This window comes from Geodermatophilus sp. URMC 62, assembly GCF_052931475.1.
The window spans coordinates 3091978-3108249 of record NZ_JBRFHY010000001.1; the positions used below are offsets into that span (position 1 = coordinate 3091978).

At 76.7% G+C, this 16272-nt stretch carries 17 protein-coding genes; 10 read left to right on the top strand and 7 right to left on the bottom strand.

What is annotated here, in order from left to right; genetic code table 11:
* Positions 1-60 precede the first annotated feature (60 nt).
* Entirely contained in the window at positions 61-894 is an 834-nt protein-coding gene (locus ACU616_RS15125; protein WP_446759269.1) for an alpha/beta fold hydrolase, read from the bottom strand.
* Between the two features lie 59 nt (positions 895-953).
* Between ACU616_RS15125 and idi the strand changes: the two genes are divergently transcribed.
* The 4 genes from idi (at position 954) to ACU616_RS15145 (ending at position 3570) form a co-directional block, all read left to right on the top strand.
* Positions 954-1499: an isopentenyl-diphosphate Delta-isomerase gene (gene idi, locus ACU616_RS15130; RefSeq protein ID WP_446759270.1), complete on the top strand. Its 546-nt coding sequence runs from the start codon at positions 954-956 to the stop codon at positions 1497-1499.
* 109 nt (positions 1500-1608) lie between these two features.
* Positions 1609-2403, top strand: a complete 795-nt coding sequence (locus ACU616_RS15135) for a polysaccharide deacetylase family protein (RefSeq protein WP_446759271.1) — start codon at positions 1609-1611, stop codon at positions 2401-2403.
* Between the two features lie 121 nt (positions 2404-2524).
* Positions 2525-3298 (top strand): SDR family NAD(P)-dependent oxidoreductase, encoded by a 774-nt coding sequence (locus ACU616_RS15140; protein WP_446759272.1) that lies wholly within the window; start codon positions 2525-2527, stop codon positions 3296-3298.
* Positions 3299-3309: 11 nt separating this feature from the next.
* Positions 3310-3570: a hypothetical protein gene (locus ACU616_RS15145; RefSeq protein WP_446759273.1), complete on the top strand. Its 261-nt coding sequence runs from the start codon at positions 3310-3312 to the stop codon at positions 3568-3570.
* A 66-nt stretch (positions 3571-3636) separates the two neighbouring features.
* Here the strand turns inward: ACU616_RS15145 and ACU616_RS15150 are convergent, their stop codons facing one another.
* The 3 genes from ACU616_RS15150 to ACU616_RS15160 form a co-directional block, all read right to left on the bottom strand.
* The gene (locus ACU616_RS15150; protein ID WP_446759274.1) at positions 3637-5997 is read right to left on the bottom strand and encodes a SpoIIE family protein phosphatase; all 2361 of its coding nucleotides are present in this window, start codon (positions 5995-5997) and stop codon (positions 3637-3639) included.
* Complete coding sequence (locus ACU616_RS15155; RefSeq protein ID WP_446759275.1) at positions 5994-6614, bottom strand: biliverdin-producing heme oxygenase; 621 nt, start codon at positions 6612-6614, stop codon at positions 5994-5996. The genes ACU616_RS15150 and ACU616_RS15155 overlap by 4 nt, the downstream gene beginning before the upstream one ends.
* 95 nt (positions 6615-6709) lie before the next feature.
* Positions 6710-7867: a helix-turn-helix domain-containing protein gene (locus ACU616_RS15160; protein ID WP_446759276.1), complete on the bottom strand. Its 1158-nt coding sequence runs from the start codon at positions 7865-7867 to the stop codon at positions 6710-6712.
* Positions 7868-7997: 130 nt separating this feature from the next.
* Between ACU616_RS15160 and ACU616_RS15165 the strand changes: the two genes are divergently transcribed.
* Both ACU616_RS15165 and pruA read left to right on the top strand, forming a co-directional pair.
* Positions 7998-8930, top strand: a complete 933-nt coding sequence (locus ACU616_RS15165; protein ID WP_446759277.1) for a proline dehydrogenase family protein — start codon at positions 7998-8000, stop codon at positions 8928-8930.
* Between the two features lie 26 nt (positions 8931-8956).
* A complete protein-coding gene (gene pruA / locus ACU616_RS15170; protein WP_446759278.1) occupies positions 8957-10582 on the top strand; it encodes an L-glutamate gamma-semialdehyde dehydrogenase in 1626 nt (541 codons plus the stop codon).
* Between the two features lie 45 nt (positions 10583-10627).
* Here pruA and ACU616_RS15175 read toward each other — a convergent pair whose 3' ends face one another.
* The 3 genes from ACU616_RS15175 to ACU616_RS15185 all read right to left on the bottom strand — a co-directional run bounded on the left by ACU616_RS15175 (position 10628) and on the right by ACU616_RS15185 (position 12244).
* Positions 10628-11179, bottom strand: a complete 552-nt coding sequence (locus ACU616_RS15175) for a DUF488 domain-containing protein (protein ID WP_446759279.1) — start codon at positions 11177-11179, stop codon at positions 10628-10630.
* A gap of 75 nt (positions 11180-11254) precedes the next feature.
* Positions 11255-11734, bottom strand: coding sequence for an allene oxide cyclase barrel-like domain-containing protein (locus ACU616_RS15180; RefSeq protein WP_446759280.1), 480 nt, complete (start codon positions 11732-11734; stop codon positions 11255-11257).
* 33 nt (positions 11735-11767) lie between these two features.
* Entirely contained in the window at positions 11768-12244 is a 477-nt protein-coding gene (locus tag ACU616_RS15185) for a hypothetical protein (RefSeq protein WP_446759281.1), read from the bottom strand.
* A 170-nt stretch (positions 12245-12414) separates the two neighbouring features.
* Here ACU616_RS15185 and ACU616_RS15190 point away from each other — a divergent pair, with 170 nt between their 5' ends.
* The 4 genes from ACU616_RS15190 to ACU616_RS15205 all read left to right on the top strand — a co-directional run bounded on the left by ACU616_RS15190 (position 12415) and on the right by ACU616_RS15205 (position 16264).
* Complete coding sequence (locus ACU616_RS15190) at positions 12415-12744, top strand: hypothetical protein (RefSeq protein WP_446759282.1); 330 nt, start codon at positions 12415-12417, stop codon at positions 12742-12744.
* 12 nt (positions 12745-12756) lie between these two features.
* Positions 12757-14376 carry a GAF domain-containing sensor histidine kinase gene (locus tag ACU616_RS15195; protein ID WP_446759283.1) on the top strand — a complete coding sequence of 540 codons (1620 nt, stop codon included), beginning with the start codon at positions 12757-12759 and terminating at the stop codon, positions 14374-14376.
* A complete protein-coding gene (locus ACU616_RS15200; protein ID WP_446759284.1) occupies positions 14373-15026 on the top strand; it encodes a response regulator in 654 nt (217 codons plus the stop codon). Before ACU616_RS15195 ends, ACU616_RS15200 begins: the two co-directional genes overlap by 4 nt.
* 71 nt (positions 15027-15097) lie before the next feature.
* A complete protein-coding gene (locus ACU616_RS15205; RefSeq protein ID WP_446759285.1) occupies positions 15098-16264 on the top strand; it encodes an MFS transporter in 1167 nt (388 codons plus the stop codon).
* Positions 16265-16272 lie beyond the last annotated feature (8 nt).

Sequence of the window (16272 nt, forward strand, 5' to 3'; positions counted from 1 at the left end):
GGGTCCGTCCACTCCGTTGAACTTGCAGTGGCCGCTGGAGATTCCCGCTGCGGGCATCGATCAGGCGGCGCCGCGGACGTGGGCGACGACGAGCTCGGCGGTGCGCTCGGCGGCCACCTCCGGGATCCAGTGCGGCACGCCCTGCAGCACCTCGAGCCGGTAGGGCGCGGCGACGTGGTCGCGGGTCCGCTCGGTGGCGGCGCGGCCGAGGGCGACGTCGCCGGTGCTCCACACGTGCAGGGTCGGCACGGTCACCCGGCCCACGGTGTCGCGGACGGCGAGGGGGATCGCGCGGTACCAGGCCAGCGCGCCGGACAGCGCCCCCGGCTGGCTCATGCGCGTGACGTAGCGGGCGGCCGCGTCCCCGGGCACCCCGCTGCTCTCCAGCAGCCGCCGCAGCAGGTCGCCGTCGCGGGCCAGCAGCAGCCGCTCGGGCAGCACCGGCACTTGGAAGGCGGCGACGTAGGTCGAGCGCAACCCCTGGTCGCTGGTCAGCACCGCCCGCCCGAGGGCGGCCGGGTGCGGCACCGACAGCGAGGTCAGCGTGCGCACGCGCTCCGGGTGCCAGGCGCCGAGCGCCCAGCCGACCAGGCCGCCCCAGTCGTGGCCGACGACGTGCGCGCTGCCCAGCCCGGCGGCGTCCAGGAGCGCCAGGACGTCGCCCACCACCTCCCGCAGCCGGTACGCCGACCGCCCGCGCGGCCGGGCCCCGGGGCTGTAGCCGCGCTGGTCGGGCGCGAGCGTGCGCAGCCCGGCGGCGTGCAGCAGCGGGGCCATCCGGTCGAAGGCCGAGGAGTCCTGCGGGAAGCCGTGCAGCAGCACGACCGGCTCCCCGTCGGGGGGACCGCCGTCGCGGACGTCGAAGACCAGGCCGTCGTGCTCGAACCGCTCCATGCCCTCCCCCTGCCCGGGCCTTGGGTGCCGGAACCCCCGCCGTCGGGGAGGATGGGCCGGTGACGGTGACCGCGGCGGAGCTGATCGTGCTGGTCGACGACGACGGGACCCCGATCGGCACGATGCCCAAGCCGCTGGTGCACCACGGGGAGACGCCCCTGCACCGCGCGTTCTCGGCCTATCTCTTCGACGACGCCGGCCGGCTGCTGGTCACCCGCCGCGCCGAGGACAAGCAGACCTTCCCCGGCATGTGGACCAACACCGTCTGCGGGCACCCCGGCCCCGACGAGGACGACGGCGCCGCGATCGCCCGCCGCGCGTCCTTCGAGCTGGGCCTGCAGGTGACCGGCCTGCGCCCGGCCCTGCCCGGGTACCGCTACCGCGCGGAGTTCCGCGGCGTCGTGGAGAACGAGATCTGCCCGGTCTACGTCGGCCGCTTCACCGGCACGCCCGCCCCCGACCCCAGTGAGGTCGGGGAGTGGGAGCTGCTGGAGTGGGCCGCCTTCCGCCGGCGCCAGGAGGCGTCCGGGCGCGACGAGTGGTCGCCCTGGTGCCGCGAGCAGGCCCGGCTCATCGAGCAGGCCGGCCTCGTCCCGACACCCTGACCCGAGCGCGCGGGAGGCGTAGCCGGGGGGACACGGACGGTGGCGGGCGCGCGCGCCGCGTGGTGTCGCTGACCGGGACGCGCGGAGACGCCGACCTAGCGTCCGGCGCGTGGAACGACGCGGTTTCCTGCTGCTGCTCGCCGCCGGTCTGACCAGCGCGGCGGTGGGGCGGGGTGCCGCCGCGCTGGCCGCCCCGGAGCCCGTCGTCGCCGCGCCCCCGCGGGCCCCCGTCCCGGCCGCCGACACGCAGCCGGCCGGACCGGCCGGCGTGGTCGCCGTCCCGGCGCCGGCCGGCGTCGTCGACGCGCTGCCGGGACCGGGCACCAACCTGGCGCTGACCATCGACGACGGCAGCAACGGCGAGGCCGTCGCCGCGCTGGTCACCCTGGCGAAGGAGACCGGCACCCGGCTGACCTTCTTCCCCAACGGCTCCTACCGGACGTGGGGCGACAACGCCCGGGACCTGTGGCCGCTGATCGAGTCCGGCCAGGTCGCGTTCGGCAACCACACCTGGTCGCACCCCGACGTCACCACGCTCCCCGACGCCGAGGTCGCCGAGGAGCTGCGCCGCAACCAGGACTTCCTGCGCCGCACGCTCGGCGTGACCGCCACCCCGTTCTGGCGTCCGCCGTTCGGGTCGCACGACGCGCGCACCGACGCGATCGCCGCCGACCTCGGCCACCCGACGACCGTGCTGTGGAACGGGACCTTCGACGACGGGCGGGTGGTCTCCCCGGCCGAGCTGGTGGCCGCCGGGGAGCAGTGGTTCACCGCGCAGGCCATCGTCGTCGGCCACGCCAACCAGCCCTCGCTCACCGCCGCCCTCGACCAGCTCCTGGGGCTGGTCGAGACCCGGCAGCTGCAGACGGTCACCCTCGCCGACGTCTGGTCCGCCCCGGCCTGACGGCCGGCGCCGTTGCCGCGCGGACGGCGGTGCCCGACCTGCGCGCAGGGGCGGTGTCGGCGAGGCTGGGCGGGACGGACGTGATCACGGCCCCCACCGGGCCGGTGGACGGAGGTAGCAGGTGGCAGGGGAGCTGAAGGGCCGCGTGGCGCTGGTCACGGGCGGGGCCAGCGGGCTGGGGCGGGCGACGTGCGTGTCGCTGGCCGAGGCCGGCGCGCACGTCGTCGTGGCCGACATCGACGCCGACGGCAGCGCGCGGACCCGCGACCTGGTCACCGACTCCGGCGGCAGCGCCGACGTCGTCGCGCTCGACGTGACCGACGACGCGAGCCGCCGCGCGGTCGTCGCGCAGCTGTTCGAGCGGCACGGCGACGCCTTCGACGTCCTGGTCAACGTGGCCGGGATCGACCGGCCCGGCTACGTCACCGACATCGCCCTCGACGACTACCGCCGCGTCATGGCGGTCAACTGCGAGGGCCCGGTCTTCCTGACCAGCGAGTTCGTGAAGCGGGTGCAGCACCTGCCCGGGGGGCGCACGGCCGACGTCGTGCACGTCGTGTCGCTGTCGGCGATCACCTCGGGCAGCGGCGCGATCGCCTACAACGGCTCCAAGGCCGGCTTCCTCAACGCCACCCGCTGCATCCAGCGCGAGCTGCGGGAGAAGGCCGTGCGGCTGGAGGACGGCAGCGAGCGGCCGTTCCCGTGCCGTGTGCAGAGCGTCATCCCGGCGGCGATGGACACCCCGATGATGGAGCAGTGGGGCATCCCGTCCCACCTGATGATGCCGCCGTCAGCCGTGGCCGACACCGTCCGCACGCTGCTCCTGCTGCACCCGGCGGCGTTCGTGCCGGAGATGCAGATCGTGCCGCGCCTGGAACCGAACTTCCCCCGATGACCGGAGGCGACATGACCGAGCCCAGCGACGTCCCCGACAGCGGCATGGCCTCCGGCTCCGACGCCGGCGAGCCGGGGGAGCACCTCGGCAGCGGCGACCTGCGCCCTGACGAGGAGCGCCTGCTCGCCGAGCTGGAGCGGGGGGTCGACGACACCCCGCCCGAGGCCGGTGACGCCGAGCTCCGGGCGGCCGAGGACGAGGCGCCCCTGCCCGCCGGCGGCGGCCCCCAGGACGACGGCCTCGAGGCGGAGTTCAGCGACCCCGACGGGTGAAGGACCCCCTGCAGGGCCCCACCACTCGCAGGCTCGCGGTGGGGCCCTGCAGGGGGACCGTGGCGCTCAGTGCTGGGGGAGGAGGCGGACGGCGACCAGCGCGACGTCGTCCTCCGCGCCGTCGGGCACCAGCCGCTCGAGCACCTCGTCGCACACCTCGTCGACCGGCAGGTCGTGCAGCTCGGCCAGCGCCCGGCCGAGCCGGTCGACGCCGGCGTCGAAGCCGGTGTCGCGGCGCTCGACCAGCCCGTCGGTGTAGAGCAGCACGGTCGAGCCCCGCCGCAGCACCGCCACCTGGTCGGTGCGCACCGCCTGCGGGCTCACCCCGAGCAGCAGGGCCGGCCGGGCGGCGGTGAGCGCCTGCGCGGCGCCGTCGGGGCCGACGACCAGCGGCGGCAGGTGCCCGGCGCTGGACCACCGCAGCCGGGTCACGCCGGCGGCCCGCTCCTCGTCGGTCTGCTCCAGCCGGCCCACGAGCACGGTGGCCATGGCGCCCAGCCGCAGCCCGTCGATCGCCGCGTCGAGGCGGGCGAGCACCCGCGCGGGGCCCTCGGCGCTGTCGTAGGCGATGCCGCGCAGCAGTCCGCGCAGCTGCGCCATGGTCGCGGCGGCCTCGGTGTCGTGGCCGACGACGTCGCCGATGACCAGCATCGTGGAGCCGTCGGGCTGCAGGAAGACGTCGTACCAGTCACCGCCCACCTGGGCCTCGCGCGCGGCGGGCACGTAGCGCACGCCGACCTCGAGGTCGTCGGGCTCCGGCGGCTCGGACAGCAGGCTGCGCTGGAGGGTCTCCGCGGCGCGGACGATGCTGCGGGAGCGGGCGTAGAGCGCCTCGAGCAGGTGGTTGCGCAGCTCCAGGATCTCGGAGCGCTCCTGCGGCGTCCACGGCTGCGAGCGGTCGCGGACGGTCTCCCGCCAGCGGTCGAAGCTCTTGCGCGGGCTGAGCCGGACGCCGTCGCCCTCGCGCTCGGCGATGGCCTTGTTGTGCGGGTCGCCGCCCCAGTCGACGTGGTGCACGGCCTCGCGGCGGTGCCACAGCACGAACTGCCCCTCCGGCAGCGGCAGGGCGAGGACGCCGCAGACGAGGTCGGGCGGCAGGTCCAGCTCCGGTGCGTCGCGCTGGAGGGAGTCGGTGGCCACGACCTCCCCGCCCCGCGCCGCCGCCCAGGTCACCAGCCGGTCCACGACCTCCGGGGGCAGCTGCTCGCCCGTGCTCCCGGTCTCGCCCTGCAGCGCGAGGGTCACGCCCTCGGCCGGGAGCACGTCGAGCAGGCTGGGGCTGCCCAGCAGCGCGTCGGGGAGCGAGCGGTCCTCGTCGAGCGTGGCGGTGGTCAGCCACGCCAGTGTGGAGCGCACCTGCAGCGCCCGGTGCACCTCGTCCTCGGCGGTGCGGTCGACGAGGCGCAGTGACAGCGCCGAGCCGAGGAACTCCGCCGCCGCCCGGGTGGCGTAGGGCGGCGCGTGCGGGCCGGCGTAGTGGTGGCAGGCGATGAGGCCCCACAGCTTCTCGTCCTGCAGCAGCGAGATCGACATCGAGGCGCGCACGCCCATGTTGTGCAGGTACTCGACGTGGACCGGCGAGACGCTGCGCAGCGTGGAGTAGGTGAGGTCGAGCGGACGGCCGGTGGCCGGGTGCGCGGTGGGGTGGATCGGGCTCGGGACGTAGTCGACGTCGGAGATGAGCCGGATCCAGTTCTTCTCGTACAGCGCCCGGGCCTGGGCCGGGATGTCGGAGGCGGGGTAGTGCAGGCCGAGGAAGGGGTTGAGGTGCCCGGCCTTCGCCTCGGCCACGACCTCGCCGTTGTAGTCGGCGTCGTAGCGGTAGACCATCACGCGGTCGAAGCCGGTCAGGGACCGCACGGCCTGCGCGGTCGTGTCGTAGAGCTCCTGCAGCGTCGAGGCGCGGTTGAGCTCGGCGACGGCGCTGCGCACCGCCTGGTAGGTGTTGGGGAAGGAGAACGGCCGCGGCCCGCGCGCCGGCTCCAGCTCCACCACCAGGTTGGTCAGCGGCGGGACCGTGCCGTCCTGGCCGCCATCGAGCACGGTGCGGTGCAGGATCGCGTCCACCGGCACGGGGGCGCCGTCGACGTCGACGGTGATCTCCACCGGGTTGCGCTCGCGCAGGTCGCCGAACGCGCTGGCCGAGCGGACGACGGCCCCGGCCTGGGGCACCCCGAGCACGTCGGCCAGCGGCCGGCCGAGCGCGGCGGACCACGCCACCCCGGTCAGCCCGGCGAGGTTCTCCGACGCCTGGACGACGAGCAGGTCCGGCTCGCTCACGCCCAGCAGCACGCCGCGGGGCTGGATGCTGCCCGGGACGTGGATCGGCTCGCGCGCGCAGTTGTCGAGGTCGACCGGCGTGCCCGGCGCCAGCCAGGCGACGTCGGGCCCCGCGTCGGCCGGGACGTCCGCCCGGACGTCGGTCACGCCGGGACCGCCCGCGACCGGGTGGCCGGCCGGCACCAGTCGGCGAGGGCGGCGAAGGTGGTGCGCGCCGCGGCGACGACCCGGTCGGCGTCCCCGGAGCCGGCCACGTGCTCGCGGGTGACCCGCCGGAAGGCGTGCCACATCGCACCGGTGTCGGCGCCGTAGGGGCTGAAGCAGCGCAACCGCGGGCCGCCGGCCAGCCCGGGCAGCGTGGCCAGGTGGCGGTCGATGAACGTGCCGCCGAGGGTCGAGCCCTCCATCACGTAGAGCCGGCCGAGCGCCGCGTCGGTGTCGCGGACCTCCGGCAGGGCGGGCCGCTCGGCCGGCTGCGGGTGGGCGCCCAGCGCGCGCAGGTCGGCGGCGTAGAGCGCCGCGCGGCGGCGCCGGTCCCAGTCGAGGGCGGCGGCGTCCGCGGGGGAGCGGCGGGCCCAGGCGTCCAGGCCCGCCTCGGCCGCCAGCCAGAAGCCGTGCAGCCGCGCCAGGACGCCGGCCAGCCGGTCGCGGTCCAGGTGCGGGTCCATCAGGTCGAGCGTGGACTCGACCCGGTCGTGCTCCTCGGCGGTGGCCGTGCGCAGGTCCCGGAGGACGTCGCCGGCGCCGCCCGCGTCTCGAGGCAACGCTCTCCTCCCGCAGCCATCAGCACCTCCGAGGGTAGGTCACCCTCCGGACGGCGTCGCGCCCGAGCGGACTGCCCGGTTCCGTGTGGCCTGGCTCACGGCCGGGGCAGGCGCGCCCGGCGCAGCGAGGCGTGCACGAGCAGCCGCGTGTCGCCGTCGGCGAGGTCGAGACCGGTGAGCGCGGTGACCCGGCCCAGGCGGTAGTACAGCGTCTGGCGGTGGATGCCGAGGGCGGCCGCGGTGCGGGCCACGCTGCCGGCCGCGTCGAGGTAGGCCTCGGCGGTGGCGGCGAGCAGGGGCTCGGCCAGCAGCGGGGCCACCGCGGGGTCCGGGGCGGCCAGCGCCGCGGCGGTCCGCCAGCCGCCGAGCTCGGCCCACTGGGCCACCGGTGCCAGCCGCGGCACCAGGCCGGCGACGGCCGCCGCGGCGCGCGCCTGCGCCCAGCAGCCGGGCAGCCCGCCCGCGCCGGACGTCGCCCCGGACACCCCTGCACCGGTGCCGGCGGGCAGCCGGGTGAGGGCGGCGGCCGCGGCGGCGCCGGCGGGGCGCAGGTCGGCCGTCCGGGCCAGCCGCACCAGGACGGCGACCTCGTCGCCGTCGCCGCCGCCGTCCTGGTCGCCGTCGCCGTCCCCGGGGAGCACCGCGGACGACGGCGGGGGCCGCCAGCCCGGGGGCAGCGCGCCGCGGGGTGGGCGCAGGGCCACCAGCGCGAGCGGGACGCCGTCCCCGAGCCGGTCGGCCAGCGCGCGGGCGGCCCGCTCGCGGGCGGGCCCGGGCCCGGTCAGGACGGCGGCCAGCGCGGTGCCGAGGTCGCCGTCCTCGTCGCGCTCGGCCAGCACTCGCCCCGCCCGCGCCGCCAGGGCGACCGCCGCGGCCAGGGCCGGGTCGGTGTCGTCGTCGGGGTCGGTGCGCCCGCCGTCGAGCAGCCACAGGTACCCGCGGGTGCGGCCGTCGGCGCGGACCGGCAGCAGCAGGCGGGTGAGGACGCCGGCCGCGGGGTCGGCGGGGGTGCGCAGCGGCCGTTCGGCGCGGGCGATTCCGAGGTCCTCGAACCAGCGGCGGGTGGCGGGGGTGGAGCCGCGGCCGAGGATGGACCGGGCCCGGACGGCGTCCATGGCGGCGGTGGCGTCATCGGCGTCGTCGGTGGGGTGGGCGCAGAAGGCCAGCAGCGTGAAGTCGACGTCCTCGAGCGTCGCCGGCGCCCCGAGCAGGCGGGACACCTCGTCGACGACGTCCTGCAGGTCGTTCCGCACTCGTACGACTGTATGAGACCGGGCGGGTGGACTCCGTACGTCTGTCCCTGGTGGGTGGGGTGTGACGTGCCTAGCGTTCTGGTCGACCGTGCTCCTCCGCACAGGGGCACGACGACAGACGGAGGTGCCCGTGCTCTCGCAGAAGGCCCTGCTCCTCGGCGCGTCCCGGCGGCCGGCCCTGCGCCGCGCGCTGGTCGGGACGCCGGTCACCCGGCACGTCGTCGACCGGTTCGTGGCCGGCGAGACGCTGCCCGAGGCGCTCGACGTCGTCCGCCGGCTCACCGGGGAGGGCCTCGCGGTCACCCTCGACCACCTCGGTGAGGACGTCACCGACCGCGCCGAGGCGTGCCGCTCCCGCGACGCCTACCTGGCCGCGCTCGACGGGCTGGCCCCGCTCGGGCTCGGGCGGGCCGCGGAGGTGTCGGTCAAGCTGTCGGCCTTCGGGCAGGCGCTGCCCGGTGGTGAGGACCTGGCGCTGGAGTTGGTCCGGCCGGTGGTCGAGGCCGCCGCGGCGATCGGGACGACGGTCACCCTCGACATGGAGGACTCCTCGACCGTCGACGCCACCCTCGGCACCCTCGCCGAGCTGCGCCGCACCCACCCCGGGACCGGCGCGGTGCTGCAGGCCGCGCTGTACCGCACCGAGGACGACGCCCGGGCGCTGGCGGTGGCCGGGTCGCGGGTGCGCCTGGTCAAGGGTGCCTACGACGAGCCGTCGTCGGTCGCCCACCAGGACCGGCACGACGTCGACGCCGCCTACGCCCGCTGCCTCGGCGTGCTCATGCGCGGGCCGGGGTACCCCATGGTGGGCAGCCACGACCCGCGGCTGGTCTCGCTGGCCCAGCGGCTGGCGGCCGAGTACGGCCGCGCGGCGGACTCGTGGGAGGTGCAGATGCTCTACGGCATCCGCCCCGCCGAGCAGCACCGGCTGGCCGCCGAGGGCGTCACCGTGCGCGCCTACGTCCCCTACGGCGTCGACTGGTACGGCTACTTCGTCCGCCGGCTGGCCGAGCGCCCCGCGAACCTGCGCTTCTTCCTGCGCTCCCTCGTCACCACGTCCTAGACCACGTCTCACCTGAGGAGGCCCCCGTGGACGCCGTCACCAACGTCCCCCCGCCGCGCAACGAGCCGGTGCTCGACTACGCCCCCGGCTCGCCGGAGCGCGCGGCGCTCCAGCAGCGGCTGACCGAGCTGGCCGCCGAGCCGCTCGAGCTGACCATGACCCTCGGCGACAAGCAGCGGATGGGCGGCGGCGAGCGCTTCGACGTCGTCCAGCCGCACCGGCACGCCGCCGTCCTCGGCACCGCCGCGCACGCCACGCACGCCGACGCCGAGGACGCCGTCCGCTGGGCCAAGGAGGCGGCGCCGGGCTGGCAGGAGCTGTCCTTCGACGACCGCGCCGCGGTGTTCCTCAAGGCCGCCGACCTGCTCGCCGGGCCGTGGCGGCAGACGCTCAACGCCGCCACCGTGCTCGGGCAGTCCAAGACCGCGTACCAGGCCGAGATCGACAGCGCCTGCGAGCTGGTCGACTTCTGGCGCTGGAACGTGCACTTCGCCCGCGAGATCGTCTCCGCGCAGCCGGTGTCGGGCCCGGGGGTGTGGAACCGCAGCGACCACCGGCCGCTGGAGGGGTTCGTCTACGCCGTCACGCCGTTCAACTTCACCGCCATCGCGGGCAACCTGCCCACCGCGCCGGCGCTCATGGGCAACACCGTCGTGTGGAAGCCGGCGCCCACCCAGCAGTTCGCCGCGCACTTCATCATGCGGCTGCTGGAGGAGGCCGGGCTGCCGCCGGGGGTCATCACGATGGTCACCGGCGACGGGATCCCGGTCTCCGACGTCGTCCTGGCCGACCGCGACCTCGCCGGCATCCACTTCACCGGGTCCACGCCGGTGTTCCAGCACCTGTGGCGGACGGTGGGCGAGAACATCGCCAACTACCGCGGCTACCCGCGGATCGTCGGCGAGACCGGCGGCAAGGACTTCGTCGTGGCCCACCCCTCGGCCGACGTCGACGTGCTGCGGACCGCGCTGGTGCGCGGCGCCTTCGAGTACCAGGGGCAGAAGTGCTCGGCGGCGTCGCGGGCCTACGTGCCGCGGTCGGTGTGGGCGCGGCTGCGCGACGACCTGGTCGGCGTCACCGAGTCGCTGACGATGGGCGACGTCACCGACTTCTCGAACTTCATGGGCGCGGTCATCGACCGGAAGTCGTTCTCGAAGCTCTCCGGCGTCATCGACCGGGTGGACGACGACCCGGCGCTGTCGATCCTGGCGGGCGGGCAGAAGGACGACTCCGAGGGCTTCTTCGTGCGCCCGACGGTCATCGAGGGCACCGACCCGGGGCACGAGGTGTTCACCACCGAGTACTTCGGCCCGATCCTCGCGGTGCACGTCTACGACGACGCCGACTACGACACCGTGCTGACCCAGATGGAGTCGGCGGCGCCGTACGCGCTGACCGGGGCGGTCATCGCCCAGGACCGCGCGGCGATCGCGCACGCGCAGCGGGTGCTGCGCTTCGCCGCGGGCAACTTCTACGTCAACGACAAGCCCACCGGCGCCGTCGTCGGCCAGCAGCCCTTCGGCGGCGGGCGGGCCTCGGGCACCAACGACAAGGCCGGCGCGGCGCAGAACCTGCAGCGCTGGACGTCGACCCGCTCGCTGAAGGAGACCTTCGTCCCGGCGACCGACCACCGCTACCCGCACATGGGGTGAAGACACCCCTGCTGCGTCCCCGCGAGATCTGCACACTGGCGGCCTTCAGGGTCCGGAAGGCCGCGAGTGTGCAGATCTCGCGGGCCAGGAGACGAGGCCGTCGTCGCCGAGGACGGCGCCCTCCGACGGGCGGTGCGGGGCGAGCCGGCCGTCGGGCATGACGTGTTGCACGGGCACGCCCCGGCCGAGGACGGCGACGTCGGCGACCAGCCGCCGGTGGCAGCGCCACCACACGCTCTCGCTGCACATCACCGCGACGGCCGCCGTCGCCGCCTCGGCCAGCACCTCGTCGAGCGCCGCGGTGAACTCCGCCGTGCGGGTGTGCGCGGCGTAGGCGGCGAACTGGGCCACGGTCCACCAGCCGTCGGCCACCGGCTCGTCCGGGGGCAGCCGGCGCCGACCGCCGAGGCGGGCCTCCCAGCGGTAGCCGGTCCCCGCCGCGGACAGCCACTCCTCGAGCGCCTCCCGCCGGACGTCGGGGTTGTTCCGGCTGCCCGGGAAGCGCCGGACGTCGACGACGCGCTCGACACCCGCCGCGGCCAGCCGGGCGCCGAGGCGGGTGCGGTCGTCAGGTCCGTGGCCGACGGTCAGCAGCACGCACCGTCCCTACCCGCCGCCGGGACCGCCCGCGCGGGGCGGGCGGTCCCGGGGTCCTGCGGGGGTACGGGGTGCTCAGTGCAGGCGGACCTCCAGGTCGACGGTGTCGGAGCCGGTGCGGAAGGTGCCGGTCGCCTCACCACCGGCGCCTGTCCAGCGGCCGGTGCCGCCCGTGACGGCCCAGGTGAAGCCGGTCGGCCCGACGGCGGGGTCCTCGTCGCCGGCGCCCTGGAACATGAGCTGCCCTTCGGGCAGGGTCAGCGTGGCGGTGCAGTGCCCCGCCAGCCGGGTCTCCGTGATGGTCGTGATCGTGCAGCTGCCGGCGTTGGTGCCGACGGTCCGGCCGTCCTGCTGCACGTCGTCGAGGAAGACCTGGGCGTCGCCGGCGCTGGGCCCGGGCTCGCCGAGGTCGAGGTCGGTGTTGCGGTCGGGGACGGCCACGAGGGTCAGGCGCAGCGGCTGGTCGGCGGTCGCGGTCGTGACCACCGCCAGGGCGGCGCCGGCGCCGGTGAGCAGGACGGCGGTGGCCAGTGCGGTGCAGCGGATGGGGGACACGGGGAGCTCCTCTCGGGATGGGCGGGGTGGTGGTCAGCCGGTGAACGCCAGCCAGACGGCGGCGGCGACGGTGAGGACGGCGGTGGCCAGCGCCACCACCGCCGGGGCGGGGAGGCGGCCGAGGCGGCGGCGGGCGTCCAACGCGAGCCCGGTCGCCCCGCCGGCGAGGACGGCGGGCGCACCGGTCCAGAAGACGGCGACGGACAGGACGCCGAGCTCGGCGAGGACCAGGGCGCGCCGGGCCGTGCGCTCGGGTGGGACCGCGCGGGCACGGGCGGTGGCCAGGCCGACGAGGACGAGCACGACCGCGACGAGGGCCACGACGACAGCGAGGGCGGCCCAGCCGCCGTGGTGGGTGGAGTCGATGCCCCACCCGCTCGAGCCGGGCCGGAGCGGGGTCTCGACGTAGGTGCCGACCAGCGTGCAGCCGAGCGCGACGGCGGCACCGGCGATGGTCCAGGCGTCCGGCGCCGGCACCGGCCGGCGGATGGTGGTGGGACTGGTCGTCATGGCGGGTCCTCCCGGGTCGGGCCGGCCCTGGTGAGCCGGACGGGAGCACGGTCGCCGTCCCCGGCGACCCGCCGGATGGGCGGCACGGCCCGCCGACCCGGGACGACCTCCCGGGTCGACCGGGACACCGCAGCCCCCGTCAGGGACGCCGCCGGCACCACACTGACCCGGTGGGCTCCCGCTCGATCCGCACCGGCGCCGCCGTCGCCGCGACCCTGTTCTGCGCCGCGGCGGTCGGACTGTCGGCATGGGTGGACGCCCGTGTCGCCGAGCCCCCGGCCTCGACCCTCAGCGGCGTCTACGCCGTCCTCTACGCGGCCACCGGCGCGCTGCTGGTCCGCCTCCGGCCGCGGAACGCGATCGGCTGGCTGTTCGTGCTCACCGGGCTGCTGCAGGCGCTCAGCGTCGGCGGCGGCGCGTACGGCGGCTACGGCGTGGACGTCGCCGACCCGGAGTGGCCCCTCGCCCGGGTCGTCGCGCAGGCCACGTCGACGGTCTGAATGTCGTCCCTCGTGCTGCCCGCGACCGTGCTCGTCGCGGTCTACCCCTCCGGGCGGCTGCCCGCCCGCTGGTGGCGGTGGCCGGTGGCTGCGGTCTCGGCCGGGCTCGCCGCCCTCACGGTCGTCAGCAGCCTGACCACGTCGTCGTACGACGACGTCGTCCGCTCGGGGCCCGCCTCGGTGGACCTGCCGTCGTCCTGGTGGGTGCCCGTGGCCGTCCTCTGCGGCGGGGTCGTGGTCGGCGGCGCGGTCACCATCTGGGTCGCCACGGTGGTGCGGCTGGTGCGCGCCCGCCCGCCGGAGCGGCAGCAACTGGCCTGGCTGGTCTGCGTCGTCCTGCCGCTCATGCTGGCCGTCTTCGTCCTCCCCGACTCGGTCGAGTGGCTCATCCTGCCGCTGGGACTGATGGTCCCGGGCGCCGTCGCCGTCGGCGTCGTGCGCTACCGGCTCCTGGGCATCGTGGTCAGCCGGGCGCTGGTCTACGCGGCCCTCACCGCCGCCGTCGTCGTCCTCTACCTGGCCGGAGCGGCGCTGGCCGCCGCGGCGCTCGGGCGCGCCCTCTCGCCGGTGACCGGCGCGGTGGCCGCGGCGCTGATCGCGGTCGCGCTGAGCCCCGCACGCACCTGGCTGCAATCGGCGGCCGACCGCTTCGTCTACGGGTCACGGCGCGACCCGGTGACCGCGGTGACCGAGCTCGGTGACCGGGTGGCCGACGCCGACGAGGCCGACCTGCTGCCGGCCGTCCTCGACACGGTGACCACGGCGCTGCGCGCACCGGCCGCCCGGGTCCTCCCGCCCCGGGAGCCGGCGGACCCCACCGCGGCGGTCGCCGTCCCCCTCCGGGTCGGTGGCCGGGACGTCGGCACCCTCTGCGTGGCCGGACGACACCCCGGCGAGCCGTTCACCGCCGGGGACCTCCGGCTGCTCGCGGCCCTGGCGCCCCAGGTGGCCGTCGTCGTCCGGGCGCTGCAGCTGACCGGGTCCCTCGAGCGGGAGCGCGACCGGGTCCTGACCGCGACTCACACCGAGCGCGACCGCATCCGCCGCGACCTGCACGACGGCCTCGGGCCCTCGCTCGCCGGGATCGGTCTCGGCGTCCAGGCGGTGCAGGCGCACCTGGACGAGCGGGCCGACCCGCTGACCGGCGGACTCCTGACGCGGCTGAAGGACGAGGTCGACGCCGCGGTCGGCGAGGTGCGCCGGATCCTCGACGGGCTGCGGCCGGCGTCCCTGGACGACGTCGGGCTGGTGGCCGCGGTGGGCCGGCACGCGGACGCCCTGGCGCCGTCGGTGCCGGTGCGGGTGTCCGCCGAGGAGCTGCCCCCGTTGCCGCCCGAGGTCGAGACGGCGGCCTACCGGATCGCGCAGGAGGCCCTGACCAACGTCGCCCGGCACTCCGGGGCCCGCTCGGCGGAGGTGGGGCTGCGTGCGCGGGGTGGCCGCCTGGAGGTGGCGGTGGTCGACGACGGCAGCGGGTTCGAGCGGGGCGCGGACGACGAGCCAGGTGCTGACGGCGTGGGCCTGGGGTCGATGCGCACCCGCGCACGGGCGGTCGGCGGCGACCTCACCGTGACCAGCGGGCCGGAGGGCACCCGCGTCGTCGCCGGGCTGCCGCTGCGAGCCGACCGGTGAGCGTGCGCGTCGTGCTGGCCGACGACCACCCGATGTACCGGTTCGGGCTGCGCGCGGTGCTGGACGCCTCTCCGGAGGTCGAGGTGGTGGGGGAGGCCGCGGACGGGGCGGAGCTGCTGGCCGTGGTCGCCCGGTGCACGCCCGACGTCGTCCTCACCGACCTGTCGATGCCGCAGCTGTCGGGCACGGCGGCCATCGACGAGCTGAGCCGTCGCCGACCGGGGCTCGGCGTCCTCGTGCTCACCATGCACGAGGACGACGCGTCGCTGTTCGGTGCGCTGCGTGCCGGTGCGCGCGGCTACCTGCTCAAGGGCGCCGACCGGGAGGAGATCGTCCGAGCGGTGCTCGCGGTCGCCGCCGGGGACGCCGTCTACGGCGGCGCGGTCGCCCGCCGCGTCGCGGACGCCCTGACCGGGCGGGCCTCCGCCGCCCCGGTGCTCCCCGGGCTGACCGGCCGGGAGCGCGAGGTGCTCGAGCTGCTCGCCGCCGGGCTGCCGACCGGCCAGATCGCCCGCCGGCTGGCGCTGTCGGACAAGACGGTGCGCAACCACGTGTCCGCCGTGCTCACCAAGCTGCAGGTGCCCGACCGGGCCGCCGCCGTGGCGCGTGCCCGCGAGGCCGGCCTGGGGACCTCCGGCCGCGGTCGGTGACCCACCCGCTCCCACCGGCCGGGGCACGCCCGGTCATGCTGGTCGACCGGGCACCGGGTGAGGGGAGCGGGATGACCGGCGGGACGGCGCGGCCGCGCACGTCGCTGTGGCGGCTGCCGGCGATGCGCGCCCTGGTCGGCGCGACGTCGCTCGGCTTCGCCAGCTACTGCCTGACGCTGGCCTCGCTGCCGGCGTACGCGGTCGCCGGCGGTGCCTCCCCGGACACCGCCGGCGTCGTCACCGCGGTGTTCCTGCTGGTCACCGTGGCGGTCCAGTCCGCCGTCCCCGCCCTCACCGCGCGCTTCGGCCTCGGCCCCGTCCTGGCCGCGGGCATGCTCGCCCTCGGGGCGCCCGCGCCGCTGTACGTCGTCGACGACGGGGTGCTCTGGCTGTCGGCGGTCTCGGCGGTGCGCGGAGCGGGGTTCGCCGTCCTCACCGTCCTCGGCGCGACGCTGTCCGCGCAGGTCGCCCCGCCCGAGCGCCGCGGCGAGTCGATCGGCCTCTACGGGCTGGCGATCGCCGTGCCCAACCTGGTCGCCGTCCCCGCCGGCGTGGCCCTGGTGCTCGACGGGCACACCGCGGTGCTCTCCTGGCTGGCCGCCGCGCCGGTGCTCGCGCTGCCGCTGGTCGCCGTGCTGGCCCGGGCGGTGCCCTGGCAGGGAGGCCCGGGGACGTCGTCGCGCGCGGCGGCGCGTGCCGCCCTCGCGCCGTCGGCCGTGCTGTTCGTCGTCACCCTGGCCGGGGGAGGGCTGGTGACGTTCCTGCCCATCGAGCGCCCCGACGGCGTCCTGGCCACGGTGGCGCTGCTCGTCTTCGGGGTCGCCGGCGCGCTGACCCGCTGGCGGGCCGGGCTGCTCGTCGACCGGGTCGGCACCGGCCGGCTGCTGCCGTCCACGCTGCTGCTCGGGGCGGCCGGGATGGCCGTCGTCGCCGTGGGGCTCCCCACCGGGGACGCCGTCGTCCTGCTCGGCGCGGCGCTCTTCGGCGCCGGCTACGGCGCCGTGCAGAACCTGACGCTGGTCACCGCGTTCGCCCGCGCCGGCGAGGGCGGGACCACGGCGGCCAGCGCCCTGTGGAACGCCTCCTTCGACGCCGGCACCGCCCTCGGCGCCCTGGTGCTCGGCGTGGTGGCGGCCGGCGCCGGTCTGTCCTGGACCTACCTGCTCGTCACCGCGGTGCTGGTGGCCGCGCTGCCGGTGGCACGGGCGGCGACCCGGCCGGTGGCCCGAGCGGTCTGACAGCGGTT

Bases quoted from the DNA above. Each gene is read 5' to 3' on its own strand.
- ACU616_RS15125 (WP_446759269.1), bottom strand. From the start codon at position 894: ATGGAGCGGTTCGAGCACGACGGCCTGGTCTTCGACGTCCGCGACGGC.
- ACU616_RS15145 (WP_446759273.1), top strand. From the start codon at position 3,310: ATGACCGAGCCCAGCGACGTCCCCGACAGCGGCATGGCCTCCGGCTCC.
- ACU616_RS15185 (WP_446759281.1), bottom strand. From the start codon at position 12,244: ATGACGACCAGTCCCACCACCATCCGCCGGCCGGTGCCGGCGCCGGAC.
- ACU616_RS15205 (WP_446759285.1), top strand. From the start codon at position 15,098: ATGACCGGCGGGACGGCGCGGCCGCGCACGTCGCTGTGGCGGCTGCCG.